This window comes from Methylocystis sp. (genome assembly GCF_050246715.1).
Lineage (GTDB): Bacteria > Pseudomonadota > Alphaproteobacteria > Rhizobiales > Beijerinckiaceae > Methylocystis.
In genome coordinates, this window is the sequence record NZ_JBFWVN010000042.1 from 21123 (window position 1) to 32974 (window position 11852).

General features: G+C 64.2%; 14 protein-coding genes. 11 read left to right on the top strand and 3 right to left on the bottom strand.

The window, feature by feature from the left end; translation table 11 throughout:
- Positions 1–12 precede the first annotated feature (12 nt).
- A complete protein-coding gene (gene bamE, locus AB7I51_RS13135) occupies positions 13–456 on the bottom strand; it encodes an outer membrane protein assembly factor BamE domain-containing protein (RefSeq protein WP_428404651.1) in 444 nt (147 codons plus the stop codon).
- Positions 457–638: 182 nt separating this feature from the next.
- On the opposite strand from bamE, the gene AB7I51_RS13140 reads away from it, so the two are divergent.
- The 10 genes from AB7I51_RS13140 to AB7I51_RS13185 all read left to right on the top strand — a co-directional run bounded on the left by AB7I51_RS13140 (position 639) and on the right by AB7I51_RS13185 (position 9363).
- Entirely contained in the window at positions 639–1190 is a 552-nt protein-coding gene (locus tag AB7I51_RS13140; protein WP_428404652.1) for a YceD family protein, read from the top strand.
- Positions 1191–1343: 153 nt separating this feature from the next.
- The gene (gene plsX / locus AB7I51_RS13145) at positions 1344–2420 is read left to right on the top strand and encodes a phosphate acyltransferase PlsX (RefSeq protein ID WP_428404653.1); all 1077 of its coding nucleotides are present in this window, start codon (positions 1344–1346) and stop codon (positions 2418–2420) included.
- Complete coding sequence (locus tag AB7I51_RS13150) at positions 2420–3406, top strand: beta-ketoacyl-ACP synthase III (protein ID WP_428404654.1); 987 nt, start codon at positions 2420–2422, stop codon at positions 3404–3406. The genes plsX and AB7I51_RS13150 overlap by 1 nt, the downstream gene beginning before the upstream one ends.
- A gap of 302 nt (positions 3407–3708) precedes the next feature.
- Entirely contained in the window at positions 3709–3990 is a 282-nt protein-coding gene (locus tag AB7I51_RS13155) for an integration host factor subunit alpha (protein ID WP_428404655.1), read from the top strand.
- 64 nt (positions 3991–4054) lie between these two features.
- Positions 4055–5470 (top strand): DNA repair protein RadA, encoded by a 1416-nt coding sequence (gene radA, locus AB7I51_RS13160; protein WP_428404656.1) that lies wholly within the window; start codon positions 4055–4057, stop codon positions 5468–5470.
- Between the two features lie 198 nt (positions 5471–5668).
- Positions 5669–6304: a CvpA family protein gene (locus AB7I51_RS13165; RefSeq protein WP_428404657.1), complete on the top strand. Its 636-nt coding sequence runs from the start codon at positions 5669–5671 to the stop codon at positions 6302–6304.
- Between the two features lie 96 nt (positions 6305–6400).
- Entirely contained in the window at positions 6401–7897 is a 1497-nt protein-coding gene (gene purF / locus AB7I51_RS13170; protein ID WP_428404658.1) for an amidophosphoribosyltransferase, read from the top strand.
- 30 nt (positions 7898–7927) lie between these two features.
- Positions 7928–8188 carry a FitA-like ribbon-helix-helix domain-containing protein gene (locus tag AB7I51_RS13175; protein WP_428404659.1) on the top strand — a complete coding sequence of 87 codons (261 nt, stop codon included), beginning with the start codon at positions 7928–7930 and terminating at the stop codon, positions 8186–8188.
- On the top strand, positions 8185–8613 hold the full coding sequence (locus AB7I51_RS13180) for a type II toxin-antitoxin system VapC family toxin (protein WP_428404660.1): 429 nt from the start codon (positions 8185–8187) through the stop codon (positions 8611–8613). The genes AB7I51_RS13175 and AB7I51_RS13180 overlap by 4 nt, the downstream gene beginning before the upstream one ends.
- A gap of 3 nt (positions 8614–8616) precedes the next feature.
- On the top strand, positions 8617–9363 hold the full coding sequence (locus AB7I51_RS13185; protein ID WP_428404661.1) for an SDR family NAD(P)-dependent oxidoreductase: 747 nt from the start codon (positions 8617–8619) through the stop codon (positions 9361–9363).
- Positions 9364–9386: 23 nt separating this feature from the next.
- On the opposite strand, the gene AB7I51_RS13190 is transcribed toward AB7I51_RS13185, so the two are convergent.
- Complete coding sequence (locus tag AB7I51_RS13190) at positions 9387–9932, bottom strand: DUF992 domain-containing protein (protein ID WP_428404662.1); 546 nt, start codon at positions 9930–9932, stop codon at positions 9387–9389.
- Positions 9933–10226: 294 nt separating this feature from the next.
- On the opposite strand from AB7I51_RS13190, the gene AB7I51_RS13195 reads away from it, so the two are divergent.
- Complete coding sequence (locus tag AB7I51_RS13195) at positions 10227–11081, top strand: EcsC family protein (protein ID WP_428404663.1); 855 nt, start codon at positions 10227–10229, stop codon at positions 11079–11081.
- Between the two features lie 194 nt (positions 11082–11275).
- Here the strand turns inward: AB7I51_RS13195 and AB7I51_RS13200 are convergent, their stop codons facing one another.
- Positions 11276–11836, bottom strand: coding sequence for a GNAT family N-acetyltransferase (locus tag AB7I51_RS13200; RefSeq protein ID WP_428404666.1), 561 nt, complete (start codon positions 11834–11836; stop codon positions 11276–11278).
- Positions 11837–11852 lie beyond the last annotated feature (16 nt).

Below are 11852 nucleotides of genomic sequence, written 5' to 3' on the forward strand. Positions count from 1 at the left end.
AGGGTGACGCCCCTATAGGAAACTGCCCACTTTGGAGAGCATGCCCTGCAGCAGATGATATTCGGGGCCAGCCGTGGGCGTGGTGCGAGAAATGAAGTCGATCGGCTTGCCGTCTTCCATGCCGTAATCGGCGACGCGCTGAACCTTCTTCGCCTTATCGAAATAGACCGCATAGACGCGCTGTTCGGTAATGTTTTGCGGCATGAAGGCGAATGTGCGCTCAATGCGCTGGCTGACGTAATACCAAGCGTCGCCGCCGACCGTCGATGTCGTCGAAGGGGTGCCGAGAGTCGTCATCACCTGCTGGGCCGTCATCCCCGCCTTAACTTGCGAGGTGCTGCGCGAATCAAGGACCGCGCCGCGATTGACGACGCCCTCATAGCCAAGACAACCCGAAATCGAAAGCGCCACCGCGGCGGCGGCCAAACGAGAAGCGATGCGCAAAGCCTGCGCCATGTGTCTCTCCGCAATCCCCGCCTCAGCGCCTACGCCGGGCGTACAGCTATTCGCCAATTCCGTAATCTTCGAACGCAGCGAATGCAAGACGGCGCTTTTTTGCGCGACGATGGCGGCGGCGTCTGTGCGCCAACCCACATATCTGGTTTGATGGCATGCGCGCGACCGGGAGGCGAAACGCCGTGAATAATGACTCCGACCCTCGACCGCCGCTGTCGCGCCGGCTCGCTCTCGCCGACGTGCCGCCCGAAGGTCTCGACATCGACGTCAGCGCCACCCCTGCCGAATGCGCCGCCCTGGCTTCGCACAATGAGCTTCCCGCCGTGCACGCGCTGCGCGCCGAGCTGCGGGCGCAGCGATGGCGCGGCGATGGGCTGAAAATCGACGGCGAATTGCGCGCCAGCGTGCGTCAAACCTGCGTCGCCACTCTGGAGGAATTCGATTCGGAACTGGTCGAGCCGATCCACATGCGCTTCGCGCCGCCGGAGGAAGCGCCGCGCAGCCGAAAGCGGCACGACGAAACTGCCGAAATCAGCCTGGACGAAGACCCGCCCGATCCGTTGATCGGCGCCGCCGTCGATCTTGGCGCCGTCGTCTCCGAGTTCCTGACGCTGGCGCTCGATCCCTATCCGCGCAAGCCGGGCGCGCATTTCTCCGAGCCGCCCGGCGAGGGAGCCAAAATCCTTTCGCCTTTCGCCGCCTTGAGGCGGCTCAAGCCGTCAGGCGAGCTTTGAGGCGAGACATATCGGCACTTGCGCGCATGGCCGGCAAATGGCAAGTCGCCCGCGGGGCCGGGGAGCGGGAACGCGCTTCTCGGACGCGTCATAAAAGCCGGCCAATAAAACAAGGCCGCCGATAAAGGCGCGCAGTCGGGAGAAACGGGATAAATGCCGCAAACTGTTCGGATCGCGCTCGACGCGATGGGCGGCGATTTCGGTCCGAAGGTGACCATCGCGGGCGCAGCCAGCGCGCTCGAACAGCGTCCCAACAGCCGCTTCCTGCTCATCGGCGACGAGCAGGCGATCCGCGCCCAGCTTGAACGCCATCCGCGTCTCGCCGAATCGGCCGAAGTGCGCCATTCGGCCGTCTCGATCCGCATGGACGATAAGCCGAGCCAAGCGCTGCGCTATGGCCGCCGGGTGTCGTCGATGTGGCTGGCAATCGAGGCGGTCAAAAAAGGCGACGCCGACGTCGCCGTCTCCGCCGGAAACACCGGCGCGCTCATGGCCATGGCGAAAATCTGCCTTCATACGATGGCGCGAGTCGACCGGCCGGCCCTCGCCTGCCTCTGGCCGACGCTCAGGGGCCAATCGGTGGTGCTCGACGTCGGCGCCTCGATGGGCGCCAACGCCAGCCATCTCGTCGATCTCGCGATCATGGGCGCGGCGATGGCGCGGGTGATTCTGGGGCTTGAGCGACCGACCGTCGGTCTGCTCAATGTCGGCACGGAAGAAATCAAGGGCATAGAAGAAGTGAAGGCCGCCTCGACGATGCTACGCGACCTCGCCCTGCCCGGCTTCGATTATCGCGGCTTCGTGGAGGGGGACGGCATCGGCAAAGGCGCCGTCGACGTTGTCGTCACCGAGGGATTTACCGGCAATATCGCGCTCAAGACCGCCGAGGGGACCGCCGCGCAGATTACCGCCTATGTCAAAGACGCGATGAGCGGCACGCTGCTCGCCAAGCTCGGCTATCTCCTGGCGCTCGGCGCCTTCCGCGAACTTCGCGCCAAAATGGACACGCGGGCGACGAATGGCGGCGTGTTCTTGGGACTCCAGGGAATCGTCATCAAAAGCCACGGCGGCGCCGATTCGGTCGGCTTCGCGCGGGCGGTCGAGATCGGCCATGAGGTGGCCGGCAGCGACCTGCTCAATCGTATTCGCGACACTGTCGCGCTGGCGCACAGGCTCGGGGATCACGACGGCGCCGATCAGACCACTCCGCCTCGGGAAGCCGCTCAGTGATGAATAACCCGCCTCAACTGCGCTCCGTCGTTCTCGGCGTCGGCGCCTATCTGCCCGAGAAAAAGCTCACCAATGACGAGTTGGCCAAGCTCGTCGACACCAGCGACGAGTGGATCGTTCAGCGCACCGGGATCAAGGAGCGGCATATCGCGGCTGAAGGCGAGACCACTTCGATGCTGGGGGAAAAGGCGGCGCGCGCGGCGCTCGCCAACGCCGGACTGAGCGCGAACGACATCGACCTCATCATCGTTGCAACGTCGACCCCGGACTGGACCTTCCCGTCAACCGCGACGCAAATTCAAGCCGCGCTCGGCATCGCGCATGGCGCGGCCTTCGACCTGCAGGCGGTCTGCTCGGGATTCGTCTTCGCCCTCGCCACGGCGGAGAAATTCCTGCGTTCGGGCTCGCATAAGCGCGCGCTGGTGATTGGCGCCGAAACCTTCTCCCGCATCATCGATTGGACCGACCGCACGACCTGCGTGCTGTTTGGCGACGGCGCCGGCGCGATGATCATCGAGGCGCGACCCTCCCAAGGCGGGATCGACGAGCGCGGCGTGCTGACGACGCATCTGCGGTCGGACGGACGCCATCGCGCCAAGCTCTATGTCGACGGCGGCCCTTCCGCCACGCAGACCGTCGGCCATCTGCGCATGGAAGGTAAGGAAGTGTTCCGCTTCGCCGTGGGCCAGGTGACCGACGTGGTCAAGGACGCCTTCGCCGCAACCGGACTGACGGCCGAAGACCTCGACTGGTTCGTGCCCCATCAGGCCAACCGGCGAATTATCGACATGTCGGCGCAAAAGCTCGGAATCGCGTCCCAAAAAATCATCGCCACCGTGCATTTGCACGGCAATACCTCCGCCGCGTCGGTGCCTCTGGCTCTGGCGGCCGCCGTGGCGGACGGACGGATTAAACCAGGCGACCTCGTCATGCTCGAAGCCGTCGGCGGCGGCTTTACATGGGGCTCGGCTCTGATACGCTGGTAAGCTCGCGTCGCAAAATAGTAATTTGCGCGCCATCGAATATTGGAAAGAAACATCGCAACCGAATACGACCCGCGCTTGATTTCCCTACCCAATTCTGAAAAATTCCAACAGTATACGGTGGAGAATCTCGCTGTGGGCGGGACTCGTCACCCTCAGTGCGCCCGGCCGTCCCACCGAAGCGCTTCGAATCGGCCCACAAAGTTCAATTGTGATCAGTTGTAAGGCGGAAGATGGCCAAGGGGGACGAAGCCGCTGCGCCGTTCGGCGAGGCGGAAGACAATCATTTAGCACGGAGGGGCGCCGTGACCCGTTCAGACCTTGCAGACGCGATCCACCGTAAGGTCGGCGTGCCGCGGGCGGAATCGGCGAAATACGTGGAAATGGTGCTCGAAGAGATATTCGAACGCATCGTATCTCGCGAAGACGTCAAGCTCTCTTCCTTCGGCGCCTTTGTGGTGCGGGAAAAAAAGGAGCGGCTGGGACGCAATCCGAAGACGGGCGCCGGCGCGAAGATTTCGGCGCGGCTGGTCGTGGCGTTCAAGCCTTCCAACATCCTGCGGGCGAGGATTAACGGCGAGGGCTGACGTTTAAGCGCGGGATGCGCAATCCCGGCTTGACAAGCGTCTGATCTCCATGCGCCAAACAGGCATGGCCAAGAGCCGCGCGGTCTACGTCTGTCAAAACTGCGGCGCCGCCTCTTGGCGGTGGCAGGGGCGTTGCGACTCCTGCGGCGAATGGAACAGCCTCGTTGAAGAATCGGGCGCTGGGGCCGCCGAGATCGCCCGTCGCGCCACCCGCGGCCGCGTCTTCGAGCTTGAGGGACTGGGCGGCGAGGGTCGGCCGGCGCCGAGAATCGCCACTGGCATCGACGAATTCGATCGCGTCACCGGCGGCGGTTTCGTGCCCGGCTCGGTGCTGCTGCTCGGCGGCGAGCCGGGCATCGGCAAATCCACCCTACTCATCCAGGCCTGCGCGGCTCTGGCGCGGCGCGGCGCGCGCGTCGTCTATATTTCAGGCGAGGAGGCTGTAGCGCAGGTGCGCCTGCGCGCCGCCAGGCTCAACCTCGCTGACGCGCCGGTTGAACTCGCCGCCGCGACACAGGTCGAAGACATCCTGGCTACTTGCGCGACGGGCAAATGTCCGGCGCTGATCGTCGTCGACTCTATTCAGACCATGCACACCAGCGTGGCGGAGTCTGCGCCGGGAACGGTGACGCAAGTGCGCGCCAGCGCCCAGGCGCTCCTGCGCCACGCCAAGACGACAAGCTCGACTGTTGTTCTCGTCGGCCATGTCACCAAGGACGGACAGGTCGCGGGGCCGCGGGTGGTCGAACACATGGTCGACGCCGTCCTGTCCTTCGAGGGCGATGGCGCGCATCATTTCCGCATGTTGCGCGCCTCCAAAAATCGATTTGGCGCGACCGGCGAGATCGGCGTTTTCGAGATGACCAGCCTCGGTCTTGCTGAAGTCTCCAATCCATCGGCGCTCTTCCTCGCCGGCCGGGACGCCGGCGCGCCCGGCGCGGCGGTGGTCGCCAGCATGGAGGGACAGCGTCCGCTGCTGATCGAGATCCAGGCGCTCGTCGCGCCGACCTCGCTCGGCACGCCGCGGCGCGCCGTCGTCGGCTTCGAGCAGAACCGGCTCTCGATGATCCTTGCCGTGCTCGAGGCGCGTGGCGGGCTGAAGCTCGGCATGTACGACGTCTACCTCAACGTGGCTGGCGGCTTTCGCGCCGACGAGCCCGCCGCCGACCTCGCCGCCGCGGCGGCGCTCGTCTCGTCGCTCACCGGCGCCGTCCTGCCGCCCGACATGTTCTTTTTTGGCGAAATCGGGCTGTCGGGAGCCGTGCGGCCCGTCATTCATCCCGGCATGCGGCTGAGCGAAGCCGGGAAGCTCGGATTCCATCACGCCGTGGTCCCGCAGTCGCAACAAATATCTAACGACGCGCGCAGCGCCGGCGTGACGATTCGTCCCTGCGCCGACGTCGGCGCCCTCGTCGCGTCCATCGCTCGCCTATCGAGTCGGGAAAAAACCGTCGCGCGCGGCCGAAGCCCCGCGCTTTAATGTTTCCGGCCGGCGTCAAGATGCGTTAGAAGGCTGCCAGTGAAGTAGCCGTAGGCCTGCCGGAGCGCCGGCGCCCGACCGAGGGCGGCGGGAAGTTGACACAGATTCCGGAGAGGGTCGCGCGAGCGTCGCCGGAAGGCGGCCAACAGCCCATTCAGAAGCGTCGAGAGCTCGGGGCGAACAAGCAAGAGGCCAACGATGCCGTCATATCTTGATTTGGCAGTGATCATCGTCGTTTTGGTGTCGGGGATGCTCGCGCTGTTGCGCGGCTTCACGCGTGAAGTGCTTGCCATCCTCTCCTGGGTCGCGGCGGCCGCGGCGGCCTATTTCTTCTATCCGCTCGCCCTGCCCTACATCAAACCATACATCAGCAAGGATGAGATCGCTCTCCTGGCGGCGGCGGCCTCAGTTTTTTTGGTCGCGCTGATCGCCGTTTCGCTGGTGACGGTAAAGCTCTCGGATATCATTCTCGATTCGAAGGTCGGCGCCCTCGACCGCACGCTTGGTTTTCTCTTCGGGGCGGTTCGCGGCGCCCTGATCGCCGTCGTCGCTTTTGTATTTTACAGCTGGCTGGTGCCCGAAGCGAATCAGCCGCAATGGATTAAGGACGCTCGCGCCAAGCCCTTCCTGACCGCCGGGGGCGAGAAACTGCGCGAAATGCTGCCCGACGACATCGACAGCATCGTCGCCAAGATCAAGGCCAAGAAGGGCGCTCCGGCGAATGAGGAGCCGCCGGCCGACGCGGAACCGGACAAAGTCGAGCCGACGCCCGGCGACGCAAGCCCCGAACCGCCTGCCGATGCGGCGCCGGAGTCTGCCGACAAGCCTGAATGATAGTCTTGCGGATGGACCCCGCCGCTGGCACATATGACGGGAATACGACGCCCGGGCAGTCTGGATCGCCCGGCGGCGCGTCACGGGGGACCAAGCATGACGGAGGCCGCCGAGGATCATCAGCGATCCTCATCCCGCGAGATTGATCGAACAGACGATCTCGACGGCGACAGGCTTCGCGAATATTGCGGCGTGTTCGGCGTCTTCGATTTGCCCGACGCCGCAGCGATCGCCGCCCTGGGCCTACACGCGCTGCAGCACCGGGGACAAGAGGCGGCCGGCATCGTCAGCTTCGACGGCGGCCGTTTCCACGGCGAGCGCCGACTGGGACTGGTCGGCGACCATTTTTCTCAAGAAGGCACGATCAAGCGCCTGCCCGGCGCCGCCGCGATCGGCCATGTGCGCTACGCCACAACCGGCGAAACCATGCTGCGCAATGTGCAGCCGCTGTTCGCGGAGCTGAATACGGGCGGCTTCGCCGTCGCCCACAATGGCAATCTCACCAACGCCCAGACGCTGCGCCGCGAACTGATCCGCGAGGGCGCGATCTTCCAGTCGACCTCGGATACGGAAGTCATTCTTCATCTCGTCGCGCGCAGCCGCAAGCCGCTGCTGATCGACCGATTCATCGAAGCGCTTCGCTCGATCGAAGGCGCCTATTCGCTGGTGGCGTTGACCAATAAAAAACTGATCGGCGCGCGCGATCCGCTCGGCATCCGCCCGCTCGTCATCGGCGAATTCAACGGAAAATACATTCTCGCGTCGGAGACCTGCGCGCTCGACATCATCGGCGCGCGTTTCGTGCGCGACGTGATGAACGGCGAAATCGTTATCATCTCCGAGGACGGAATTCAGAGCTTACGGCCGTTTCCGCCGCAACCGATGCGCCCCTGCATCTTCGAATATATCTATTTCGCCCGACCCGATTCCATCGTCCATGGCCGTCCGGTCTATGAGGTGCGCAAGGCGATGGGCGCCGAGCTCGCGCGCGAAAGACCGATCGAGGCGGACGTCGTGGTGCCGGTGCCCGACTCGGGGGTGCCGGCGGCGATCGGCTATTCGCAGGAGTCGGGCCTGCCGTTCGAACTCGGCATCATCCGCAATCACTATGTCGGCCGCACCTTCATCGAGCCGACGCAGATTGCGCGCGATTTCGGCGTGCGCATGAAGCACAGCGCCAATCGCTGCGTCGTCGCCGGCAAACGCGTCATCCTCATCGACGATTCAATCGTGCGCGGCACGACATCGGTCAAGATCGTGCAGATGATGCGCGACGCGGGCGCGACAGAAGTGCATTTCCTGATTTCATCGCCGCCAATCACCAATCCGGACTATTACGGCATCGACACGCCGCAGAAGGAGAAGCTGCTCGCCGCGACGCATACGCTCGACGAGATGCGCGACTATATCGGCTGCGACTCGCTCGCCTTCCTGTCGGTCGACGGCATCTATCGCGCCATGGGCTATGAGCGCCGCGACCCCGTGCGGCCGCAGTTCACCGACCATTGCTTCACCGGCGACTATCCGACGTCGCTCACCGACCTCGTCGGCGAAAACCGGGCGCAATTGTCGCTGCTGGCCGAGGCGAGCTGAGGGCTATATATTAGCCGTCAAGGCATCGTCATGACTGAACTGATCATCAACAATCTCGACGATACTGTCACCAAGCGTTTGCGCGCGCGCGCCGCTGACCACGGCCGCAGCGTCGAAGAAGAAGCGCGCGCAATTCTCCACGACGCAGTCGGACCCACTCTGCCGCCCGCGCCTCCCTCCGGACTGGGCACGCGGATTACCAAGCGCTTTCACGGAATCGGGCTCAGCGAACAAGAAGCCGCAGCCTTCGAACTGCACGGCGAAGAAATCAAGCCGGCCGAATTCGATTGATCATCCTTGATACAAATGTTCTTTCCGAATTGATGCGTTCGGAGCCCTCCCCGCGCGTTCGAGCATGGGTCGACCGGCAGCGATCCGAGAACCTCTGGACGACATCCATTACGGCGATGGAGCTTTATCAAGGCGTCGCAAGGCTGGGCGACAGCGAACGCAAGGCCCGGCTATCCGCAACGATCCACACAATGCTTAGCGAAGACTTTGCGCTGCGCATAGCGAACTTCGATCTCGAGGCGGCTTTGGCTACCGCCGTTGTTGCGGCGGAGCGCCTCAAGATTGGCCGTCCGATAGAAATCCGGGACACCCAAATCGCAGGAATCGCCATTTCGCGCAAAGCATCGATTGCGACGCGCAATGTGCGACATTTTTCTGGTCTGCCAATCGAACTCATCAACCCCTGGGACTTCACTAGCGGATAATTCTTGAGCCCTTCCTCTCCCCCCCGCATCGCTCTTGTCACCGGCGCGTCGCGCGGCATCGGGCGCGCCCTTGCGCTCGAACTCGCCCGCGCCGGCGCGCATGTCGTCGCCCTGGCGCGCACGCAGGGCGCGCTCGAAGAACTCGATGACGAGATCCGCGCGCTTGGCGGCGAAGCGACGCTCGTTCCCTGCGACGTCACCGATTTCGACGCGCTCGACCGTCTCGGCGCGGCGCTGTTCGAACGCTGGGGCAAGCTCGACGTCCTTGTCGGCAATGCGGGTCTGCTTGGCCCGCTATCGCCGCTCGCTCATGTTGACCCGAAGGATTGGAACCGCGTCATGGCGGTCAATGTCACGGCGAATTGGCGGCTGATCCGTTCGCTCGACCCGCTGCTGCGCGCATCGGGCGCCGGGCGCGTCGTCTTCGTCACGTCTGGCGCGGCGCATCGCGCGACAATGAAGCCGTTCTGGGGGGCTTACGCCGTCTCGAAAGCGGCGCTCGAAACGATCGCCCGCACCTACGCCGCCGAGGTCGCTGGCGACGGCGTCACGGTGATGCTCGCCAATCCGGGACCGCTGCGCACTCGGATGCGCGCGCAGGCGATGCCTGGCGAAGATCCGCTGACCTTGAGAACGCCTGAAGAATTCGCAAAAAAATGCCTCGCGCTGCTGGCGCCCGAATGGCGCGAGAGCGCGAGGCTTTATGACTTCCCAACCGACCAGCTGCTGAGTTTTTCCGGACCCGGCTGAGCCGCAGGGCTTAAATCCAAGCCTTAGCCGTGATGTCCATGCCGATGATGGTGGTGACGGCGGCGCGGCATGGGCGGAGGCGGCGGCGGCGGAACATAGGCGAGCGTCAAGCGCTCCACGCCTGCCGTCCATCCCACGCCAGAGCCAGCTTCGATCTGGAATGGCTGCAGCGAGAAGGTGTTGTCGGACCCGCCGACGAGGATCGCGCCGCCACCGCCGACGCCGATCTTGGCCGAGACTTCAGGACCCATATAGGCGCCGGCGAGCGCGCCCGGACCAATGTGATCGGTCGCCGCGACCACGCCCCAGGCGAGCTCGCCAGGACCGTTGATCGTCACATTGGCGCCGACCTTGGTGAGGACGCCGACGTAATGAGCCGGAATCGCGCCTTCCGCATCGTCGCGATAGATGCAGTCCATCTGCTGATTTTCGACCAAAATGCTGATGCCGTTGCCCATCAGCCGGCATTGCAACGTGCCGACCCGATCGCCCGCAAGCGCGCTCGCCGGCGCCAACAGCGCCAATATGCAGGCGCTCGCCGCCGCGCGACCCAATCCAAACTTCAGCATCCAGTCCTCCTCTTGCAGATCTCCGACAGCCGCGCCTGTTGTGAGACGGCCCTGCCTGAAACGGAGCCATAAACGCGTGCTATGCAGCACGACGCCCTGCAGTACAGGACGCGAGCCGAAATGCAACAGCGCCGCTCCAGGCGAAGCGAGAATTAATCATCTTTGCCGCAAACCTCCCGTGCGCGGGCGCACGCTTCGCACGCCTGCGCCTCTGCATTTCCCGATCTTTGCAGCGCTTGCAAAGGCCGAGAAAGAGTCCGATTTTAACGGCAAATGAAAACGACAGAGACGATCGTGTCGCATTCTCATCCGCTGCCCGTTCTCGTCGACGCAGGATTGTCGCCGTCGGACGTCGAAGCGCTGCGCGCCGCCGTCACGGCGCTGGAACGACAAAGTTTTGCGTCGCGTCTCGCAGGACTGGCGAACCGCCAGCGGAGCTTCGGCTCGTTGACTTTGCCGCCGCGTCTGCAGGCGGCGGCGGCGGCCGCGACGCAAAAGGCGCTCGCCGCGGCGATGAAAATGGCGCTCGCCAGCCTCGACCCGCAGCCAAAAAAGGACACGGTGCGGATTCACCGTCGTCTCGCGGCGCTCACCGGCGGCGTCGGCGGCGCCGTGGGGCTTGCGAGCCTGCCGATCGAACTGCCGGTGTCGACGACGATCATGCTGCGCTCGATCGCGGAAATCGCCCAGACTGAGGGAGAGGATTTGCGTCACCCGGGCGCCGCCCTCGCATGCCTGGAGGTGTTCGCGCTCGGCGGCCATTCGGCCGAGGGGAATGTCCTGGAGGGCGGCTATCTTGCGCTGCGCGCGGTGCTCGCGAAATCAGTGTCGGACGCGGCGCGCTTTCTGACCGTCCGGCGGGTCACCAGCGAGACGGCGCCGGCCCTCGCCCGTCTGATCGGCACGATCGGCGCACGTTTCGGAATCGTCGTTTCGCAAAAGACCGCGGCGCAGGTCGTCCCGGTCATCGGGGCGATCAGCGGCGCGGCGATCAACGTCGCCTTCACCGAGCACTTCCAAACTCTCGCCCGCGGCCATTTCGTCGTCCGCCGACTCGAACGAGTCTACGGCCCTGCCATGGTGCATGCCGAATACGCCAAAATCGCCCGCTCGGAGGGCTATTGGAGCGATCCATCGCAGGCGGCGTGAGCAGCGGCGAGCCGCGCGTAATCGCGCTGCGTTTGGGTAATGGCGCAGTTTAATTTGGCCTTTGAGCGGAACGCGGCGTGCGACTATTGCCAGAAAAGTTTTCATCCCAATACAAAATGCCCGTAGCCGTCTCTTTCTCCTATTGTGAGACGCTATGACTCCACTTCAGCTTGAGCGCGCATTCACGCGACTGCCTAATGCGCCTGTTCCAGGGTCTTAAGGACGACCGAGAAGGGCAGCACGAGCGAGAGCGGCGCATCGAGGAGACGCAACGCGCCATAGCTTTCATACCATCGCGCCTTATTGTCATCTTTGGCGTCGATCAGGAGAGCGACGCCGCCAACTTCCTGCGCGACCGTCATGCAACGTTCCGCGGCGCGCAGAAGCAGTCGTCCGCCGAGTCCGCGGCCTTGCACGCTACGATCGACGGCGAGACGGCCGAGGCGATAGACGGGGATTTCATAGCGGCCGAGACCGCGCGACACGACCGCCGGCGCGCGGCTGATTTCTATCGAGGCCGGACTGAGCGTGTAGAAACCGAGAATGCGCGCCGGCGTCTCGCCCGGCGTCGCGACGAAGCATTTGGCGCCGCCGCTCTCGTGGTTCTGGCGCGCATAGCGTTTCAAATAAATGTCGAGACTGTCCTCGTCATCCGTGAAGAACTCGCAAGGCGTTGACGTGACGAAGTTTTGAGACCTGCGGAAGTAATCGTTTCCGCAGGTTTTCGCTGCGCGGGATGCTGTTTGCTTGCAAATTGATCCGGCGCCGCTG